Source organism: Streptomyces sp. NPDC001604 (assembly GCF_042893475.1).
Lineage (GTDB): Bacteria > Actinomycetota > Actinomycetes > Streptomycetales > Streptomycetaceae > Streptomyces.
Window position 1 is genome coordinate 361156 of record NZ_JBIAUY010000004.1, and the last position, 20076, is coordinate 381231.

Consider the following 20076-nt stretch of genomic DNA (forward strand, 5'->3'; position numbering starts at 1 on the left):
CGGCCCCCCCCCCGGCCGCCCCCCCCCGCACCCCCCCGCCCCCCCCCCCCGGCCGCCCCCCGGGCCCCGGCCGCGGGGGGGGGGGGGGCGCGGGCCCCCCCCCCCCCCCCCCGCCGCCGCAAAACGGTCCGGTGCCGGGCTAGCGGTCCGCGTCCAGTGGCTCCAGGTCCTCGTCGCCGTCCAGGTCGGTGTCGAGTTCGTCCTCGAGGTCGTCGTCGTTCACGCCGGCGAGGCGGCCGTCGTCGATCTCGTCGTCGAAGACCGCGCTGACGTCGAAGCGGCAGACCACCCGCTGTGGATCGATCTGCTCGAACGGCGCCTCCAGCCAGTCGCCCGGCTCGGCCGGTTCGTCCGTGGCCGTCACCCAGAGCGTGGAGTCGCCCTCCTCCAGACCGAACTCCTTGTGGCGCGAGGCGATCTCGTCCGGTTCGAACTCGCCGAACAGCACGCCCAGCGCCCCGTGCACGGTCGCGGAGGTCTCCGCTCCCCGCCCGTCGTCGTCCGCCGCCTCCACCCGCTGCGCCTGCGCCAGCAGCCGATGCTGGTCCGCCACGGCGTAGTCGCGGCGGATCAGCACACTCAGCGCGTTCGGCTCCTCGGGGCCCGTGTACGGCGGCAGCGTGTCCTCCGCACCGGGGATCTCGAAGGGCGTGACCTCGTCGTAGCGGTCGTAGAGCAGTTCGTCGTACGTCTCGGCGGCCGCGGCCAGCTCGTTGAACGCCTCGTAGACGGCCTGGTCGTCCTCCCCGGACCTGCGTTCGACCGCGGCCAGGTGACGGTCGAGCGCGGTCTTGACCGCCTCGGCGGCGGCTCGTACCTCGGCAGCGGTGGGCTGCGCAGCATCAGACATAGTGCAGACGCTATCCGTACCGGGCCCCAGCCCGCACAATAGATGCGATGCCGGAATACGAATTTGTCGACGTGTACGTACCACGCGGGGTGTCCCGCAAGGACGCGACACGCCTGCTGACGGACCATGCCGAGTACGGACACTGGGAGTTGGACCGTCTGAGCCTGCTGCGCGACGGCAGCCGCAGGGTGCGGTTGCGCCGGCGGATCATCCGCCAGGTGCGGGCCACGTGGTGAGCTGAGGCGAGGACGGAGGCGACCGAAACGGAGCGGGCCCCGCCAGCACGGGGCCCGCTCCGTTCTGCGCACCGTAGGGGAAGTCTGCGGTGCTTGGCATGGATTTGCGCCGTATCAGACTGAGGCGCGTGCCTTGCGGTACATGACCGCGCCCGCCAGCAGCGCCCCGGCGCCCACCGGGAGCACGACGCCGATCGGCAGGTCACTGCCGGTGTGCGCGAGCTGAGCGCCGCCCAGTGGCTGGGTCACCGTCTGGGTGCCCGGGTGGTTGGTGTGCGAGGAGCCGCCCGGCGTGCTCGGGTTGCCGGGGTGACCGGGGGTGCCTGGGTGTCCAGGGGTGCTCGGGTGGCCAGGGTTGCCTGGATGACCGGGGTGGCCGGGGGTGCCGGGGTTACCCGGGTGTCCCGGATTACCGGGCTGTCCGGGGTTCCCGGGCGGAGGCGTCTGGTGGCCGCCGCCGGGAGGCGTCGAGTGCCCGCCCGAACCGCCGTTGGTGCACTCGTTGTCCTCGGCGGCGTTGCCGATGCCGACGATGTTGACGCTGTTGCCGCAGACATTGACCGGCACGTCGACCGGCACCTGCACGGTGTTGCCCGAACCGATGCCGGGCGAGTCACTGGAGTGTCCGCCGGCATGGGCCCCGCCGCCGGAACCGCCGTGCCCGCCCTCGTTGCTGCACTCGTTGCCCCGCGCCGGATTGTGCAGTCCGACGACGTCGACCGTGTTGCCGCAGGCATTGACCGGCACGTCGACCGGCGCCTGGACGGTGTTGCCCGAGCCGATGCCGGGCGAGTGGCTGGAGTGTCCGCCGGCATGGGCCCCGCCGCCGGAACCGCCGTGCCCGCCCTCGTTGCTGCACTCGTTGCCCCGCGCCGGGTTGAGCAGTCCGACGACGTTGACCGTGTTGCCGCAGACGTTCACCGGCACATGCACCGGCGCCTGCACCGTGTTGCCGGACAGTACGCCGGGCGAGTCCGAAGCGGAACCGTTCGCGCCCGAGTCGGCGTGGGCGTAACCGCCCGCCGCGGCGAGCACGCCGGTCGCCGCCATCACGGTCATCAGGCCCTTGCGGGTGACCTGTCGCATTACTGAATTCTCCCTGCCTTCATTCCTGACCTGGAATCCCGCGAAATCCCATGTGGAAATTCGCGAAACGGCCGGTCGGCTCCGGAGCGCATGGCCGCACTCCGGAGCCGACGGGCGTGAACGACCCTCAGCGGGTCGACATCACTTGTTGATGCAGGTGTTGCCGAAGGCGGGGTTCAGCAGCCCGATCACGGAGATCGTGTTGCCGCAGACGTTCACGGGGACGTGCACAGGCACCTGAACGACGTTGCCGGAAGCGATACCCGGGGAGTGCACCGCGGCACCCTGAGCACCGGCGTCGGCGACGGCCAGGCCCGCACCCGCGAGAACCAGACCACCAGTGGCAGCCGCAGCAGCGACGACCTTCTTGAGCATTATTCCTCCTTGTTGGCAAAAGCGATCTCGTGTTGCTGATCGCATTACCTGTAACGAGGAGGAAGTAATGGAGCTACGAGCTGATGGTCGCATTCACCCTTCTCGGGCCCGTTCCGTACGTGCGGCCGATTACGAAGGTCACGAGGCGTCGATGAAGCGGTCCAGCACGCGCACGCCGAACTTCAGGCCGTCGACGGGCACCCGCTCGTCGACACCGTGGAACATGCCGGCGAAGTCCAGCTCCGGGGGCAGCTTGAGCGGTGCGAAGCCGAATCCGCGGATGCCCAGCTCGTCGAACGACTTGGCGTCCGTGCCGCCGGAGAGCATGTACGGGATCGCCTTGGCGGCCGGGTCCTCGGCCACCAGCGCGGACTGCATGGCGTCCACCAGCGCCCCGTCGAAGGTCGTCTCGACGGCCTTGTCGGCGTGCACGTCCTCGCGCCGCACCTTCGGCCCGAGGATCTTGTCCAGGTCGGCGAGGAACTCCTCCTCGAACCCGGGCAGGAAGCGTCCGTCGACATGCGCCGTGGCCTCGCCCGGGATGACGTTGACCTTGTAACCGGCGCCCAGCTGCGTGGGGTTGGCGGTGTTGCTGAGGGTCGCGCCGATGAGCTTGGCGATGCCGCCGAGCCGGGCCAGGGTCCCCTCCATGTCCTCCGGGTCCAGCTCGGTGCCGAGCGCGTCGCCGAGTTCGTCGAGGAAGGCCCGGGTGGTCTTCGTCACCCGGACCGGGAACTTGTGCCGGCCGAGCCGCGCGACGGCCTCCGACAGCTCGGTGATGGCGTTGTCCCGGTGGATCATCGACCCGTGCCCGGCGGTGCCGGCCACGGTCAGCTTCATCCAGTGCATGCCCTTCTCGGCCGTCTGGATCAGATAGAGCCGCCGCTGCTCGTTGACCGTGAAGGAGAAGCCGCCGACCTCGCTGATCGCCTCGGTGACGCCCTCGAAGAGGTCGGGGTGCTTGTCGACCAGGTGCCGGGCGCCGAACGTGCCGCCCGCCTCCTCGTCGGCGAGGAAGGCGAGGACGATGTCACGCGGGGGCCGGCGCCCGCTGCGCAGCCGGTCACGCACGACCGCCAGGGTCATGGCGTCCATGTCCTTCATGTCGACGGCCCCGCGGCCCCACACGCAGCCGTCGGTGACCTCGCCGGAGAAGGGGTGGTGGGTCCAGTCGTCGGCGTTGGCCGGTACGACGTCGAGGTGGCCGTGGATGAGGAGCGCGGGCCGCGACGGGTCCTCGCCCTCGATCCGGGCGACCGTGGACGCCCGGCCCGGGTACGACTCGAAGATCTTCGAGTCGAGACCCACCTCGGCGAGCTTCTCCGCGACGTACTCGGCCGCCTCCCGCTCACCCGGCCCGGAGTGGTCGCCGTAGTTGCTGGTGTCGATCTGGATCAGCTCGCGGCAGAGGTCCACGACCTCGTCCTCGCCGGTGACGCCCCTGGCCGTGTCCGTCTCGCTCACGCTGCTTCCTCCCGCTGTCACTGCTGGTGGTTCCCCTCATCCTCCCTCTCCGCCCAGCCGCTCCCCAAGACCGGACCCCGCCCGTCACACGCCGTTCACGCCGGGCGGGGGGTGACCGGGGAGCTCTCGAAAGCCTGGTAATGTTTCCTTCGTCGCCGCGGGGGAAACCCCGCACGACAGACACCTTGTCCGGGTGGCGGAATGGCAGACGCGCTAGCTTGAGGTGCTAGTGCCCTTTATCGGGCGTGGGGGTTCAAGTCCCCCCTCGGACACCAGCCGAAGCCCCCGGCCGCTCAGCGGCCGGGGGCTTCGTCGTACGTTCACGGCCGATCCGGCCGCAACCCGTCGTCCGGCGCCGTTCCCGCGCGGATTCCGCAAGATTCCCCGAGGTCCGGCGAAGCCCCAGCTCCCCCTGTGCGCCCCAGCGCGCGCCGGGCTCCGTGACGCCCTCCGGATTTACAATTCACTTGACTCGACCTTACAGGGCTTGTTGACTGGTTCGGAGCCAGTGACTCCCAGGTGACAAGAGGTGAAGCTCTGTGAAGACCCAGGGAAGCCTGACGATGGAGCGTCGGCCGGAGGCCGTCCCGAGAGTCACACCGGGGCGCCCACAGCCCCTGGGCGCCACCGTCGACGCCGACGGCGTGAACTTCTCGCTCTTCTCCGAGCACGCGACGCGCGTCGACCTCCTGCTGTTCGACCGCTGCGACGCACCGCTGCCGTCCCGGGTCGTGCGCCTGCACCCCGAGCGGCACCGCAGTTTCCACTTCTGGCACTGCCATGTGGCCGGGATCGGCCCGGGGCAGGTGTACGCGTACCGGATCGACGGCCCCCGCAACACCCACCACTCGGGGACCCGCTTCAACCACCGCAAAGTGCTCCTCGACCCGTATGCGCGGGCCAACATCAACAGCTGCTGGGACCGCACGCACGCCATCGGCGGCGGGGACAACGTGGAGCACTGCATGCGCAGCCTGGTCGTCGACCTCGACGACTACGACTGGGAGGGCGACCGTCCGTTACGGACGCCGATGGCGGACACGGTCATCTACGAGATGCACGTCCGCGGCCTGACCGCCTCGCCCACCTCGCGCGCCGCCCACCCCGGCACCTTCTCCGCGGTCGTGGAGAAGATCCCGGAGCTGAAGCGGCTCGGCATCACCGCCGTGGAACTGCTGCCCGTCTTCGACTTCGACGAGACGCAGATCCTGCGCACCGGCCCGGACGGCACACTGCTGCACAACTACTGGGGCTACGACCCGTACGGCTTCTTCGCCCCGCACACCGGCTACTGCGCCGAGCCCCATCTGGCCGGGCACATCACCGAGTTCCGGGACATGGTCAAGGCGCTGCACCGGGCGGGCATCGAGGTCATCCTCGACGTGGTCTTCAACCACACCAGCGAGGGCAACGAGTACGGGCCGACGATCAGCTTCCGGGGCCTGGCCAACGAGGCGTACTACCACCTGTGGCCGCAGGACCGCAGCCGCTACATGGACTTCACGGGCTGCGGGAACGCGGTCAACGCCAACCATCCCATGGTCACCAAGTTCATCCTGGAGTGCCTGGAGTACTGGGTGACCGAGCACCATGTCGACGGCTTCCGCTTCGACCTTGCCTCGGAGATGTCCCGCGGGCCCATGGGCTACGAGATGGCCGTACCACCGTCCCTCTGGGCGATCGAGCTGTCGCAGGTGCTCGCCGAGACGAAGATCATCGCGGAGCCGTGGGACGGCGGCGGGCTGTACCAGGTCGGCCGGTTCCCGGGGAAGCGCTGGGCGCAGTGGAACGGGCCGTTCCGGGACGACGTACGGCGTTTCGTGCGTGGGGACGCGGGCCTGGTCGGGGAGATCGCCTCCCGGCTCGGGGGATCGGCGGACCTGTTCTTCCCGCAGCAGGTGCTGCCCACCAACAGCATCAACTTCGTGACCTGCCACGACGGCTTCACCCTCAATGACCTGGTCTCGTACCAGCACAAGCACAACCACGCCAACGGCGAGTCGAACGCCGACGGTGCGCACGAGAACTTCAGCTGGAACTGCGGGGTGGAGGGCCCGACGGACTCCGAGGAGGTGGAGCGGCTCAGGGTGCGGCAGATCAAGAACTTCCTGTCGATCCTGATGCTCAGCCGGGGCGTGCCGATGCTGCTCGCCGGGGACGAGTTCCGCAACAGCCAGCAGGGCAACAACAACGCCTACTGCCAGGACAACGAGACCTCCTGGCTGGACTGGGACCAGGCGGAGAAGGAAACGGAGATACGTTCCTTCACCGAACGGGTCATCGGGCTTCGCAAGCGTTTCAGGACCTTCCGCGAGGCCCGCTTCTTCACCGAGCGCCGCAACGAACGGGGTCAGGCCGACGTCACCTGGCACGGCACCAAGCTGCTGTGCCCCGGCTGGGACCACGCGGACGCCCGGGTGCTGGCGGCCACGCTCGGCGGCTTCGACGGCGACCCCGACCTGCATCTGATCCTGAACATGTACCACCTGGGCCTGGACTTCGAGCTGCCGCCCGTCGAGGGCCACCGCTGGTTCCGGGTCCTGGACACGGCCTGCTCCGGGCCGCACGACCTGCTGCCCGCCGGCGCGGAGGAACCGGTCGACGGGGCCGTCTTCCACGCCCACGGCCGCAGTGTCGTCCTCCTTGTGGCGCTACCCGACGAGAAGGGCACGTGACGAGATGAGTGCCACCACCGACCGCCGTATCTTCTCCGACACCCTCGCGGGATATGTGACGTACCACAGCCCCACCCAGCACCGTTTCGGGCTGCGCACCTCCGACGGCCGCGAGTTCACCGTGCACCTGGCCCGCAACGTCGTCTCCCGCATCGTCCGCAACCTGGGCGACCCCTACCACGACACCACCTCGCGCACCCGGGACATGCTGGGCACCGGGCGCTTCCTGTTCGCGTACGGGATCTTCTACGAGTGGGAGGGCGGCTCACGCTTCGAGGCGAAGGAGATCACCTTCCCCGAGGAGAGCCGCGGCCACTACGTCTTCGAGCACCCCAACTGGTGGGTGCAGCAGGCCGCGGCGATCGCCGACTTCTATCTGCGCGGCCAGTTCCCGGACGGCAAGTTCGACTGGCGCAACTACCGCACCCACCTGACCCTCGACGGGGCGCACCTGCCCGAGCACGCGGGTGCGAACGTGCGGCAGGAGACCGACACCATCTCCCGGCTGGTGTACGGCCTTTCGACCGCGTATCTGCTGACCGGCGAGGACCGGTTCCTGGACGCGGCCGAGAGCGGGACCGAGTACTTACGGCAGTACATGCGCGTCGACGACAAGCAGGACGGGATCGTCTACTGGTACCACGGCATGGACATCACACCGACCGGGCGGCGCAAGGTGTACGCCTCGGAGTTCGGGGACGACTTCGACGCCATCCCGATGTACGAGCAGATCTATGCGCTGGCCGGGCCGACCCAGACGTACCGGGTGACCGGCGATCCGCGGATCCTGGAGGACATCGACCGGACGGTCGCCCTGTTCCAGCGGTACTTCCGTGATGAGGAGCGCGGGGGCTTCTTCTCGCACATCGACCCGATCAACCTCTCCCCCTGTGACGACGCGCTGGGCCGCAACCGCTCCCGCAAGAACTGGAACTCGGTGGGCGACCACGCCCCGGCGTATCTGATCAACGCCTATCTGGCCACCGGCCGCGAGGACTTCGCCGAGCTCCTGGAGGAGACCGCGGACACCATCGTGGCCCGCTTCCCTGACGAGCCGGACAGTCCCTTCGTGCAGGAGCGCTTCCACGAGGACTGGAGTCCGGACCGCACCTGGGGCTGGCAGCAGGACCGGGCGGTGGTCGGGCACAACCTGAAGATCGCCTGGAACCTGACCCGGATCCGGGCCCTGCACGACAAGCAGGAGTACGCCGAGACCGCCCGGCGGATCGCCGAGATCATGCCGCCGGTCGGCAGCGACCAGCAGCGCGGCGGCTGGTACGACGTGGTGGAGCGGCGGGCGGACGCGGACAGCGGCATCCACCGGATGGTGTGGCACGACCGCAAGGCCTGGTGGCAGCAGGAGCAGGCGATCCTCGCCTATCTGATCCTGGCGGGGACGGCGGACGACCCCGAGTCGCTCAGGCTCGCGCGGGAGGCCGCCTCCTTCTACAACGCCTTCTTCCTGGACCACCAGGACGGCGGGGTCTACTTCAATGTGCTGGCCGACGGGATCCCGTATCTGGTGGGCACCGAGCGGCTCAAGGGCTCGCACGCCATGGCCGGCTACCACTCGCTGGAGCTGTGCTACCTGGCGGCCGCCTACACCGGTCTGCTGATCAGCCACGAGCCGCTCACCCTGTACTTCCGGCCGCGCCCCGACGACCTGCCGGAGCGTGAACTGCGGGTGGCGCCAGACCTGCTGCCGCCCGGCTCGGTGGAGCTGACCCGGGTGTGGGTCGACGGGCGCGAGCACCACCACTTCGACGCCAAGCAGCTGACCGTGAAGCTCCCCGAGAGCGACGGGCCGGTGCGGGTGCGGGTGGAGCTGGAGCCCGTGCAGATGCGCCTGAGGATGCGCAGCGAGTTCGACGGCGGCACCGCGCACGTCCGGTGCGGCGGCGCGGTCGACGCAGGCGAACTGGACAAGTTCCGCCGGGTGCTCGGCGAGGTGATGGCCGCGGGACCCCGGCGGGTGGAGTTCCATCTGTCCGAGGTCAGCGAGATGTGCCGGCCCGCGGTCAACGAACTGCTCGTGCAGCGCACCAAGGCAGGGCTCGACGTCGACTTCGTCGTCGTCGGCGCGGTCCTGCCCGAGGTCCGCGAAGCCCTGATGGCCACTGACGCCTTCCTGCTAGAGGGCGAGGAGGACTGAACCGTGACCACCACCATGCCCCCCGGAATCCTTGCCGCGGAGCCGGACTTCGGCCCGCCCTACGAGGTGCCCGTAGAGCCGGTGGACCTCTCGGCCTACTGCCAGGACCTCTTCGGCACCCTGAGCCGCTCCGACCAGCGGCGCTGGGGCGAGGTCTATGTCCGCGGACTGCTCGGAGTGCCCGGCCGCAAGACCCCGGCCCGCATCTCCGAGCAGGTCCTTGGCCGCCGGGCCGTCCAGCAGATCCAGCAGTTCGTCAACCAGAGCCCGTGGCCGTGCGGTCCGGTGCGCCGGCGGCTCGCCGGGCAGCTGAGCCGGGCCTTCCGTTCGGAAGCCTGGTGCGTCGACGAGGTCGTCTTCGCGAAGAACGGCGACCGCTCGGTGGGTGTGGCCCGGCAGTACGCGCCCTCGCTGGAGCGCACCGTCAACTGCCAGTTGGCGCTGGCCACTTCGCTGGTGGGCCGGCACGGCGGGGTCCCGGTCAGCTGGCGGCTGATGCTGCCGGCCCGCTGGGACCGCGACGAGCGGCTGCGCACCCAGGCGCATCTGCCGCCCCAGGAGCGCTCCCGGCCGCGCTGGCGGTACATCCTGGAGGCCGTCGACGAAATGCTGGAGGAGTGGTACCTGGAGCCGCTGCCGGTGCTGGTGGACTGGCGCGGTGAGGCCGATGTGGCGCCCCTGCTGCGCGGGCTCGAGGCGCGCGGCCTTGCGTACCTGGTCGAGGCCTCGCCCAGCACCGCGGTCACCCTGCCCAGGCCGTGCGCCGGATCCCCGTACGGCAGCGGGACGTTGACGGAGCTCGCCGTGCACGCCGTCCAGCACCGCAAGCGGATGCCGATCGCCTGGCAGGACCGGACGACGGCCCGGATGCGGCAGTCCCAGGTCCTGTCCGCTCCGGCCCTGTTGCTGACCGAGGCGCCCCACGGCGGGGGTGCGGGCGCCCGGTCCGCGGGGGCGCAGCCGCCGCAGCGGCCGAGGCACCTGGTCACCGACTGGCCGTACGGCCGGCCCACCCCGCGTACGTACTGGCTGACCAATCTGCCCGGGCGCAGGCTGTCGGACGTGCTGCCGCTGGCGCAGCTGCGGACGCTGTCGGGCGAGAGCCTCGGCCGGCTCCAGCAGGACTTCGGGCTCGCCGACTTCGAGGGCCGCTCCTTCCGCGGCTGGCACCATCACGTCACGCTCGCCTCGGTGGCGATGGGCTACGACACGCTGAGCCGGCCCTACCGCGGCCAGCCGACGGCGGTGAAGTCGATGTCGCCGAGGCCGGGCACGCCGTAGTTGGCGAGGCCCTTCCTGACCGCGAGCACCTGCGGGCGCTGGTAGAGCAGGACGTCGTGACCAAGCTGCCAGATCAGGCGGTCGGCCTGGTTGTAGAGCTGGTTGCGGCGTCCTGCGTCGAGGGTGTGCACGGCACGGCTGAGCAGGGCGTCGATCGCGGGGCTGGAAATCCTGCCGTAGTTCTCGTAGAACTGGCCGTCCCTCGGGCGCCGGTAGACGGGGTACAGGGTGCTGGGATAGGTCAGCCCTCTGAATCGGAAGATCGCCAGGTCGAAATTCCCGCGGTTGAGGTACTTGGGGAGGTAGTCGTCGGCAGGGACTTTCTGGATCTCCACCGCAATTCCCGCGCGCTGGAGCATCTGCTGGATCAGCTGGGAGAGGTCGAGACCAAGTCGGTTGGTGGACTGGCTGAGCACGAAACGCAGCCGCAACTCCTGCCCGTTCTTGCTGCGGGTGCCGCTGGTGCCCGTGCGGTGCCATCCCTGCTCATCCAGAATTCGCTCTGCGGCCTTCAGGTCGTACGTGCCGAGCGCAGCGGAATTGTCGGCGTATCCGGGCTGGTTGGTCATGAAGAAGTGGTTGCCGAGCAGCGGCACCCCGACCGGCAGGCCGGTGCCCGCCACCTCGGCGAGGGCATGGCGGTCGATGGCCCGCAGTACGGCCCGGCGCACCTGGACGTCCGCGAGGGGCCCCGCGGCCCCGTTCAGGGCGACCTGGACGTCGTCCCAGGCGGAGCCGGTGCGGATGTCGGTGTCGCCGGCGTGCTTGAGCCGGTCGTAGAGGTCGGCGGAGGCGGCGTTGACGGCGTCGATCTCGCCGTTGAGGAAGGCCTGGACGGCGGTCGTGGGGTCGAGGGTGCGGAAGACGACCCGGTCGAGGCGGGGGTGGGTGCCCCACCAGGCGGGGTCGGGTACGAGGGTCAGGGTCTGGCCTGTGTCGTCCAGCGAACCGATCCTGAAGGCTCCCGCCGTGATCGGCGCCTTGCCCTGCCAACCGGTGTTGAAGTCCGCCGGGTTGCCGAAACCGGCGGCCGGGTACAGCGGCGTGAACAGCCGCTGCCATTCGGCGAAGGGCCGCTTGAAGGTGACCTTCACCTCGTGTGCGTCCGCACCCTGACGCACCGAGGCGATGTCCTCGTAGCCGCTCGGATCGGCGATCCGGTACCGCGCGTCTCCTGTGCCCAGCGCACGCCACTGGGCCGCGAAGTCCCGCCAGCCGAGCGGCTTTCCGTCGGACCACCTCGCTTCGGGGTTGAGGCGGTAGGTGACCGTCTGGGGGGTGGTGGAGGTGACGGAGGCCGAGCGCAGGTAGTCCGGCGCACGCCGGGGAGCGCCTTCGGCGTCGCGGGTGAACAGGCGCGGCTCCAGCATGCTGACCACCGTGAAGACGTCGTCAAGGGTGCCGTCCGCCTGGTAGTAGTTGAACTGCGTCAGCCACTGGTAGATCGGCAGGGTGAGGGTGCCGCCCTGCCGGAGTTCGCCGCGCGGGCGGGGGTTGACGTCGGTGCGGCCGTAGGCCGGGACCGCCGCGCTGGAGCTGCTGGTGCCGGGGGCGGCACGGCCGTGGGCCCCGGTGCAGCCGCCGAGCAGAGCACAGAGGGCGATCAAGGCCACCGCGGGCCACAACCGTCTGCCGCGTATGCGGTACCCCGTCATTGCGATGCCCTCTCCCCGTGTGACGGCAACACCTGCCGCTAACGCGGCGGGCCCTTCGGCGAGCATTCTGCCGTAAGAAAGCGCAAACACGTCTTCAAGAGGCGGCGGCGAGCTTAACATTGGCCCATGTCAAGCACATGAAGCCGACGGGTTGCCGAGGAGTCCGACACCCGATGCTCGCATTGTTGGCAAAACGTCTGACGAACTGCCTGATATTGCTTCTCGCTTCAACGTTTCTCTGCTATTTGATTTCCTCCGCGGCGCTCGATCCGCGGTCCTACTTCGAGGACCGGACGCCCCGGCCGCCGGCCGCCGTGGTCGATGCGCGGCTCGCCGAAATCGGGCTCGACAGCGGCACTCCGGTCACCGAGCGGTTCGGCGACTGGGCGTGGCGGGCCCTGCACGGCGATCTCGGCCGCACCCTCGACGGCACGTCCGTGGACGCCGAGTTCGGCCGGCGGGTGGGGGTCACCGCGCGGCTGCTGATCGTCGGGACGGTCGTGGGCACGGTGCTGGGGGTGCTGGCCGGGGTGTGGGCGGCGGTGCGCCGGGGCCGGCTGCCCGACCGGGCGCTGACGCTGTTCTCCTTCGCGGTGCTGTCGGTGCCGCCGTTCGTGCTGGGGCTGCTGCTGCAGGCGGGTGCGCTCACGGTCAATGACACGGCGGGCCGCACGGTGATCCGGTACACCGGCGAGCGGACGCCCGGTCTGGAGGGCGGCGCGGCGGTCCAACTCCGGGATGCGGCAGTGCACTTGGCGCTGCCGACCGTCTCGGTCGCCTTGGGGGTGATCGCCGCGTACAGCCGCTATCAGCGGGGGGCCACGCTGGACGTCCTGACCTCGGACCAGCTGCGCACCGCGCAGGCCAAGGGGCTCACCCCCGGGCGCGCGCTGCTCCGGCACGGCCTGCGGACCTCGCTGATTCCGCTGACGGCGTTCTTCTCCTTCGGATTCCTGACGCTGTTCACGGGCGCCGTGTTCACGGAGAAGATCTACGGCTGGCACGGCATGGGCAGTTGGTTCATCGAGTCCGTGCAGAGGGGCGATGTGAACGCGGCCATGGCGGTCGAGGTGTTCAGCGCCGCGCTCGTCCTGCTGGCCGGACTGGTCGCCGATCTGCTGCACAGCGCGCTTGATCCGCGGGTGCGGTACGCGTGAGATCCGCGCGGGGGGCGGCGGTACGGCGGCGGCTGGTCCGTTCACCGGGCGCGGTGGCGGGCGGGGCGCTGCTGCTCGGTCTGTTCCTCTTCGCCTTCGCCGGACCGCATCTGACGGGGTGGGGTTATGCCGACATCGACTACTCCGCGCTGCACCGGCCGCCGGACGCCCGGCACTGGCTCGGCACCAACCGGATCGGCCAGGACGTCTACGCGCAGTGCGCACGGGGGCTGCAGAAGTCGCTGCTCATCGGGGCGCTGGCGGCCGGCTTCTCGACGGGGCTCGCCGCGGTCGTGGGGGTGTGCGCGGGGTACTTCGGGGGCTGGGCGGACCGCGCGCTGATGCTTCTGGTGGACCTGATGCTGGTGGTGCCGGCGTTCCTGGTCCTGGTGGTGGTGGCGCCGCGGCTGCGAGCTCTCGGCTGGCCGGCGTACGTCGGGCTGATCGCCGCGTTCGGCTGGATGGTGACGGCACGGGCCGTGCGGGCGATGACCCGGTCGCTCAAGGAGCGTCAGTTCGTGCTGGTGGCCCGGCACATGGGGATCCGTCCGGTCGTGGTCATCCGGCGGCACATCCTCCCCCACATGGCGTCCTTCCTCGTCACCGACGCGACGGTGGCGGTGGCCGGGGCCGTCATCAGCGAGACCGGACTGTCGTACTTCGGCTTCGGGGTGCAGCCGCCCGACGTGTCCCTCGGCACGCTGATCGCGGATGCCGCGGACGTCCCGACGACGTACCCGTGGATGTTCTACTTCCCGGCGGGGCTGCTGGTGCTGCTCGTGCTGGGGTTCCATCTCATCGGGGATGCGTTGCGGGCTGCGCTGGATCCCGAGGCGGTGGTGGTGGGCGGGGAAGCGGGGAGCCGGGTGTGACGGGCGAGGTGGTGCTCGACGTACGGGGGCTGCGGGTCGGGCGGGCGGGGAGCCGCCGATCGGCCGGGGTGCCGCTGGTGCACGGTGTCGATCTCCGGTTGCGCCGGGGGGAAGTCCTCGGACTGGTCGGCGAGTCGGGGGCGGGGAAGAGCCTCACCGCGCTGGCGCTGCTCGGTCTGTGCCCGCCCGGGGTGGAGGTGAGCGGTTCGGTGCGGCTGCTCGGGCGGGAGCTGGTCGGGCTGCCCGTGCGCGAACTCGCCCGGGTGCGGGGACGGCACATCGCCATGGTGTTCCAGGACGCACTGAGCGCGTTCACCCCGGTGCAGCGGGTGGGGGACCAGATCGGTGAGGTGCTGCGCATCCATCAACGCCCGCGGCCGGGGCGGGAGTCGGCGCTGCGGGCTGCGACCGAGTTGCTGGACGCGCTCGGGGTGCCGGAGCCGGACCGGGCCGCCCGCTCCTACCCGCATCAGCTGTCGGGCGGGATGCGGCAACGGGCCATGATCGCCATGGCGATGGCGGGCCGCCCCGAGGTGATCGTGGCCGACGAACCCACCAGCGCCCTGGACGTCACCGTGCGGGCCCAGGTGCTCGAGGCGCTCACGACGGCACGGCGGGCCACGGGCGCGGCACTGCTGCTGGTCAGCCACGACCTGGGGATGGTGGCGGGCACGGCGGACCGGGTCGCGGTGATGTACGCCGGGCGGATCGTGGAGAGCGCCGGCGTCGATGCGCTCTTCGCGCGGCCCCGGATGCCGTACACCAAGGGGCTGATCGGGTCCGTGCCCCGCGTCGACGGGGAGACTCCGCCCACCCCCGTGCCGGGCGAGCCGCCCGCCGCGGGTGGCAGCGGGCCGGGCTGCGCCTTCGCCCCGCGGTGTCCGCTCGCCGAGCAGAAGTGCCGGGAGCGGATGCCCGAACTCCTGGGGGGTGAGAGGCATGTGGCCGCCTGCCATCGGGGCGACGAGGCCGTGAAGCGCAGCTCCGCCGAGCTGTTTCCGCCGTCCGTGTACCGGAGGCCGCGCGCGGGAGGGCCCGAGGCGGAGCCGGTTCTGAGGATCACCGGGCTCGCCAGGTCCTATCCCGCGCCCGGCGCCTTCGGGCCATGGAACCCGTCGGGCCCGTCACGCCTGCGGCGGGGGCGACGGGCGGCGGCCGAACGTGTCGTACGCGCCGTGGAGTCGGTCGATCTGGAGGTGCGCCGGGGCGAGACCCTGGGGCTCGTGGGAGAGTCCGGGGCCGGGAAGTCCACCACGCTGCTCGAAGTGGTCTCCCTGGCAGTCCCGCAGAGCGGGACGATCGAGATCCTCGGGCAGGACACCTCGTCGTTGTCGCGTGAGGCGGCCCGGCGGCTGCGGAGTGCGGTGCAGATCGTGCCCCAGGACCCGATGTCGAGCCTGGATCCGCGGATGCCGGTGGGTGACATCGTCGCCGAGCCGCTGTGGGTGCAGCGGATGCCGGCCGACCGGGTGGCCGCGCGGGTGGCGGAGGTGCTGCGGCTCGTCGGGCTCGGCCCGGAGCACCTGTCCGCCTGCCCGCACCGGTTCTCCGGCGGCCAGCGGCAGCGCATCGCCATCGCCCGGGCCCTGGCCGCCCGGCCGCGGCTACTGCTGCTGGACGAACCGCTGTCCGCGCTCGATGTGTCCGTGGGGGCGGGGATCCTCGATCTGCTGCGCAGGCTGAGGGAGGATCCCGGCCCGTCCTGTCTGTTCGTCTCGCACGACCTGGCCGTGGTGCGACAGCTGGCCGACCGGGTCGCGGTCATGCATGCCGGTCGCGTCGTCGAGACCGGCGAGGTCCAGGAGGTGTTCGAGTGGCCTGCCCACCCGTACACCAGGGCGCTGCTCGACGCGGTGTCGGTGCCTGATCCCGCGCTGCAGCGGACACGTACGACCGTTGTCCTACGGGGCGATCCGTCGACGGACGGCGCGTACGCGACGGGATGCCGGTTCCGGACACGCTGCCCCGTGTTCGCTTCACTTCGACGGGAGGAACAGCGCAGGTGTGAACGGGAAATCCCGGCGACCCTGAAACAGGCTGTGGGGGGTGGCCGTTCGGTCGCCTGTCATTTTCCGCTCACGGGCCCTCGGGGCGTATCCGGGTAGGGCTCCCCTTACGGCAGCCGGCCGAGGTGCGCCGGCCGGTTCAGCAGCAGCCGCCGCCCGCCGGGCCGTTTTCCTTTGCGGGCACGACCGTCTGCACGGACGCCCCTCCTTCTGCGAGGAAGGTCCCGCCGCCGACCAGTCCGGCGACGAACAGCACAGCCACAAGTATTGCGGCGAGTTTGTGAATCACTCCTTTTCTCCATTCCCCCTAGAGGTTTTTATTTACGAGGAGAGTCAATCGAACATTACTTCGCCAGTCAAGTGCGTTTCAGTAAAATAGGGATTGTAATTCGCGTTATGGGAATCGGAATTTCCGTGTCCTGTTCGCGCACATGGCAACCACAAGCGGAGCAGGAGGTTTTCGGCCGCTCCAGGCCACAGCCAGGTCAAGCCCATTGGCGTGGCCCAGTCATGCTGGTATTGTGATCTATGACATCTCAAGTCATGTGCTCACCCCTGGGAAGCCAAATGGATCAAACAGAAAGCGCATCTCCGGTCGAGTTGGGCAGGCGCATCCGGACCCTCCGCGTCAAACTCGGTCTGAAGCAGCAGGATCTGGCCTCCTCGGATATCTCGGCGAGCTACATCTCGCTCATCGAATCAGGGAAAAGGGCTCCTTCGGATGCGGTGCTCTCCGCTCTCGCCACGAAACTGGGGTGCTCGCCGGACCATCTGCGCACCGGTCGCGACGACCACGCCCTGGAGGACACCAGGCTGAAGCTCTCTTTCGCCGAAATGGCGCTGCGGAACGGCGACAACGGCGAGGCCCTGCAGGCCTTCGGTGAACTCCTCGCCAAACCCGCCCTGCTGGACCCGCACATGCGGCTGCGCGCGCGCATCGGCCAGGCGACCTCGCTGGAGAAGCTGGACCGGATCGAGGCCGCCATCCCCGTCCTTGAGGAACTCGGCAAGGACCCGTCTCTCGCGGCCGGCTCCGACGAGTGGTGCCGTGTGCAGGTCGCCCTCAGCCGCTGCTACCGCAACATGGGCGACATCACCCTCGGCATCGAGATCGGCGAGCGGGCCATGGCCAGGCTGGATGCGCTCGGCCTGGACGTCACCGTGGACCACATCCAGGTCGGTGCGACGCTCATCGGGTCGTACCTCATGCGCGGCGACATCACCCGCGCCCACCTCCTCGCCCAGAAGCTCGTCCCGGTGGCGGAGGAGCACGGCGGGCGCGCGGGCCGCGGCGCGGTGTACTGGAACGCGGGGCTGGTCGCCCTCTCCCGGCGCCAGCTCCCGGAGGCGCTCGCGCTGACCGAGCGGGCCCTGGCGATGATGGCCGACGACGACAACCTGCGGCATGTGGCGATGCTCAAGATGACGGTGGCCTGGCTGGAACTGCAGTCCGAGGTGCCCGACCCTGCCCGTGCCCTGGAACTCCTTCAGGATGCGGGACAGACGCTCGCGGAACTCGGCACCGCCGTGGAGCAGGCCAGGTGCGAGATCTGCCTGATCGACGCGAACACCCAGCTCGGCCGGTGGGACGAGGCCGTCTCCCATGCCCGGCGCGCCCTCGGACTGCTCAGTTCGGGCCCGCGCGTCGAGGCGGTCGGGGCACGCGTCAGGATCGCCGAGATCCATCTGCTGCGCGGGGAGACGGAGGAGGGCCTGCAGGGCCTGCACGCGGCGACCCGCCAGCTGAGGCATTTCGCCGCGTCGTACGAGACCGCGCAGGAATGGCGCCACCTCGGTGACGTGTGGAAGCGCCAGGGCCGCGCGAAGGAGGCCCTGGAGGCCTACGACCAGGCGCTGCAGGCCTCCGGGATGCCCACGACCTATGACCCCGCGCAGGCCCTGACCGGCCAGCAGCAGCACCAGAGCTGACCGGCCCGCTCGGCGCGTTCCCCCGTGAGTGTTCATCAGCTCACCGCGCCCACAAGCCGGTGCCGGAGCTTCTCGTACCGTGTGCGGCGAGCAGGTCGATGATGGTGCGTGCGAAGAGATGGCAGTGCTCGCCGGTGCGGGCGGTGACGAGGTCGTCGTCGACGACGACGTCCTGGTCGACGTAGCTGCCGCCCATGTTGCGCAGATCGCCCAGCAGGTTGTTGTGGACCACGGCACGCCGGCCGCGGACCAGTCCCGGCACCGGGGCCGCGAGCCACATGCCGTGGCAGATGATCCCCTTGAGGATGGCGGGGTCGGCGAACGCACGGCGCAGGAACGTTACGGCGGGCGGGAGCCGGTCCGGGTCCTCGGTGTAGCGCAGCCGGTCGGCGACCATGCCGGAGGGGACGATGACGGCGCTGAACTCCTTCAGCGCGAACTCGTCGACGTCCTCGAAGGATTCGCCGACCGTGAACGGCATCCGGTGCTCGTGTCCCTGGAAGGTCATCTCCTTCTCGCCCCACAGCCGGGACAGGAAGTGGACCTCGGCGCCCTCCTCGGGGAAGCGGCGCGCGTAGTAGAGGATCTCGGGTTCGTAGAAGTCGCTCTCCATCAGTACGGCGATCTTGTGACCCGTCAGTCGCACCGTTACCGTCCCCTCCCCCGTTCGGTGACCAGGTCGATCAGGAACGGGCCGCGGTGCGACAGCGCCTCGTCGACGGCCGCCGCGACCTGGCCCGGTTTCTCCACGCGCAGCGCGGGCACGCCCAGCGACCTCGACAGGGCGGCGAAGTCGATGGCCGGCCGGGAGAGGTCGAAGATCCCCGGGTGCTCGTGGACCGGGATCCCCTGTTCCTTCCAGTACTGGTCGATGTTGAGTTCCAGCAGCCGGTAGCTGCTGTTGTTGCAGACAACGAACTTGGCGCCGATGTCGTGCCGGGCCGCCGTCCACAGCGCCTGGAAGGTGTACATGCTGCCGCCGTCGCCGGTGAAGCCGACCACCGTGGCGTCGGGGCGGGCGAGTTGGGCGCCGAGCGCGCCGGGGATGCCGACGCCGAGGGAGCCGCCGCGGGTCTGGTGCCAGCGGCCGGGCTCGGCCGCCGGGAGGGGCCCGAACAGGTCCGGGTTGGCGGTGAGTGACTCGTCGAACAGGACGATGTCGTCCGGCAGTTGGGCCGCCAGTTCCTCGGCGAAGGCGATGTGCGGGAGTTCCGCCGCGTCGGCCCGCTCGCGAGCGCTGCGGGCGGCGGCCGCCCGGGCCTCGGCCCGTTCGGCGGCGCCTCGTCGCAGCCGGTCCTGGGCCGCCGTACGGTCCTCGCGGCCCATACGGGCCTCGATCGCGTCGGCGAGCAGTGCGAGGGACCGCTTGGGATCGGCGACCAGGCCGATGTCCACCGGGAAGTTCTTGGCGATCGCGTCGGTGTCCAGGTCGATGTGGACCACCGGCACGCCCTCGCCGAAGACGCCCTCCAGGGCCGGGAAGACCTCGGGCAGCGCATAGGTGCCGCACAGCAGGACGGCGTCCGCCGCACCGGTGACACGACGGCTGCTCTCACCGAACATATGGCCCAACTGTCCCGCATAGGCCGGATGTTCGACTGACAGGTTCACCTCGGCCCAGTCGGCGCCCCACACCTCCGCACCCCAGACCGAGGCCAGGTGCCCCAGCTCTGCCTGTGCGCCGGAGAAGTGGATCCCGTCGCCCGCGATCACGATCGGTTTGCGCGCCCCGGCGAGCAGTTCCGCCGCGCGCTCCAGCGACTGCGGGTCTGGTGCGGAGGCGGTGTCGGGGTAGGACACCGGCACCGCCTCCTCGCGCGTGGGCCGGTCCATCACGTCGGCGGGCAGCACGACGAGGACCGGCCCGTACGGCGGGGTGCCGGCCACCTTGAACGCGCGGCGCAGCACCCTCAGCGTGGAGTCGGGGTCCACGACCCGCGTCGCCCACTTGGTCACCGGCTCGGCCATGGCCACCAGGTCGGCGGCCATCTGCGCCTCCATCGCCTCGTAGCGCAGGCCGGCCTCGCCGACCAGGACGACGAGCGGGGCGTGGCCGCGTTTCGCCTGGTAGAGCATGCCGATGCCGTTGCCGAGCCCCACCCCGGAGTGCAGCTGGACGACAGCCGGGCGGCGGGTGGCGCGGGCGTGGCCGTCCGCCATGCCGACGGCCACCGCCTCCTGAAGGGTCAGCACGTACTCGATCGCCGGGAAGTGGCGCAGCTCGTCCAGGAAGCCCTGCTCGACGGTGCCGGGGTTGCCGAACATGTACGGCACCCCGTCGACGGCGAGCTGTTCGAGGAACGCCGCCCGGGCCGGCCTGCTGTCCATGGTGGTACCG

The 20076-nt window shown here is 70.3% G+C and carries 15 protein-coding genes and 1 tRNA gene; 9 read left to right on the forward strand and 7 right to left on the reverse strand.

Translation table 11 applies throughout. The annotated features are described in order from the left end of the window. Nucleotides 1–139: 139 nt before the first annotated feature. Entirely contained in the window at nt 140–850 is a 711-nt protein-coding gene (locus ACFY1E_RS14735) for a hypothetical protein (protein WP_389075533.1), read from the reverse strand. A 47-nt stretch (nt 851–897) separates the two neighbouring features. On the opposite strand from ACFY1E_RS14735, the gene ACFY1E_RS14740 reads away from it, so the two are divergent. Next, nucleotides 898–1086 carry a DUF5703 family protein gene (locus tag ACFY1E_RS14740; protein WP_005485166.1) on the forward strand — a complete coding sequence of 63 codons (189 nt, stop codon included), beginning with the start codon at nt 898–900 and terminating at the stop codon, nt 1084–1086. Between the two features lie 114 nt (nt 1087–1200). Here ACFY1E_RS14740 and ACFY1E_RS14745 read toward each other — a convergent pair whose 3' ends face one another. The 3 genes from ACFY1E_RS14745 to ACFY1E_RS14755 form a co-directional block, all read right to left on the reverse strand. After that, nucleotides 1201–2172, reverse strand: coding sequence for a chaplin family protein (locus ACFY1E_RS14745; RefSeq protein ID WP_389075535.1), 972 nt, complete (start codon nt 2170–2172; stop codon nt 1201–1203). A gap of 141 nt (nt 2173–2313) precedes the next feature. Continuing rightward, nucleotides 2314–2547: a chaplin ChpH gene (gene chpH / locus ACFY1E_RS14750; RefSeq protein WP_030947654.1), complete on the reverse strand. Its 234-nt coding sequence runs from the start codon at nt 2545–2547 to the stop codon at nt 2314–2316. A gap of 138 nt (nt 2548–2685) precedes the next feature. Beyond that, on the reverse strand, nt 2686–4011 hold the full coding sequence (locus ACFY1E_RS14755; protein ID WP_389075537.1) for a M20/M25/M40 family metallo-hydrolase: 1326 nt from the start codon (nt 4009–4011) through the stop codon (nt 2686–2688). A gap of 187 nt (nt 4012–4198) precedes the next feature. Between ACFY1E_RS14755 and ACFY1E_RS14760 the strand changes: the two genes are divergently transcribed. The 4 genes from ACFY1E_RS14760 (at nt 4199) to ACFY1E_RS14775 (ending at nt 10119) form a co-directional block, all read left to right on the forward strand. Then, nucleotides 4199–4286 (forward strand) — tRNA-Leu (locus ACFY1E_RS14760). Nucleotides 4287–4550: 264 nt separating this feature from the next. Continuing rightward, nucleotides 4551–6686: a glycogen debranching protein GlgX gene (gene glgX / locus ACFY1E_RS14765; RefSeq protein ID WP_389075539.1), complete on the forward strand. Its 2136-nt coding sequence runs from the start codon at nt 4551–4553 to the stop codon at nt 6684–6686. Between the two features lie 4 nt (nt 6687–6690). Then, nucleotides 6691–8838 (forward strand): AGE family epimerase/isomerase, encoded by a 2148-nt coding sequence (locus ACFY1E_RS14770; protein ID WP_389075541.1) that lies wholly within the window; start codon nt 6691–6693, stop codon nt 8836–8838. A 3-nt stretch (nt 8839–8841) separates the two neighbouring features. Then, nucleotides 8842–10119, forward strand: a complete 1278-nt coding sequence (locus ACFY1E_RS14775) for an IS701 family transposase (protein ID WP_389075544.1) — start codon at nt 8842–8844, stop codon at nt 10117–10119. Here the strand turns inward: ACFY1E_RS14775 and ACFY1E_RS14780 are convergent. After that, nucleotides 10062–11774: an ABC transporter family substrate-binding protein gene (locus tag ACFY1E_RS14780; protein ID WP_389075546.1), complete on the reverse strand. Its 1713-nt coding sequence runs from the start codon at nt 11772–11774 to the stop codon at nt 10062–10064. The two genes, ACFY1E_RS14775 and ACFY1E_RS14780, sit on opposite strands and share 58 nt — an antisense overlap. 173 nt (nt 11775–11947) lie before the next feature. Here ACFY1E_RS14780 and ACFY1E_RS14785 point away from each other — a divergent pair, with 173 nt between their 5' ends. The 4 genes from ACFY1E_RS14785 to ACFY1E_RS14800 all read left to right on the forward strand — a co-directional run bounded on the left by ACFY1E_RS14785 (nt 11948) and on the right by ACFY1E_RS14800 (nt 17738). Then, nucleotides 11948–12931, forward strand: a complete 984-nt coding sequence (locus ACFY1E_RS14785; protein ID WP_389075549.1) for an ABC transporter permease — start codon at nt 11948–11950, stop codon at nt 12929–12931. Then, entirely contained in the window at nt 12928–13803 is an 876-nt protein-coding gene (locus ACFY1E_RS14790; RefSeq protein WP_389075551.1) for an ABC transporter permease, read from the forward strand. The genes ACFY1E_RS14785 and ACFY1E_RS14790 overlap by 4 nt, the downstream gene beginning before the upstream one ends. Next, nucleotides 13800–15908: a dipeptide ABC transporter ATP-binding protein gene (locus tag ACFY1E_RS14795; RefSeq protein ID WP_389075552.1), complete on the forward strand. Its 2109-nt coding sequence runs from the start codon at nt 13800–13802 to the stop codon at nt 15906–15908. The genes ACFY1E_RS14790 and ACFY1E_RS14795 overlap by 4 nt, the downstream gene beginning before the upstream one ends. Before the next feature lie 468 nt (nt 15909–16376). Beyond that, nucleotides 16377–17738 carry a helix-turn-helix domain-containing protein gene (locus ACFY1E_RS14800; protein WP_389075555.1) on the forward strand — a complete coding sequence of 454 codons (1362 nt, stop codon included), beginning with the start codon at nt 16377–16379 and terminating at the stop codon, nt 17736–17738. Between the two features lie 40 nt (nt 17739–17778). On the opposite strand, the gene ACFY1E_RS14805 is transcribed toward ACFY1E_RS14800, so the two are convergent. Then, nucleotides 17779–18384 (reverse strand): DJ-1/PfpI family protein, encoded by a 606-nt coding sequence (locus ACFY1E_RS14805; protein ID WP_389075557.1) that lies wholly within the window; start codon nt 18382–18384, stop codon nt 17779–17781. Nucleotides 18385–18386: 2 nt separating this feature from the next. Then, complete coding sequence (locus ACFY1E_RS14810; protein WP_389075559.1) at nt 18387–20066, reverse strand: thiamine pyrophosphate-binding protein; 1680 nt, start codon at nt 20064–20066, stop codon at nt 18387–18389. Nucleotides 20067–20076 lie beyond the last annotated feature (10 nt).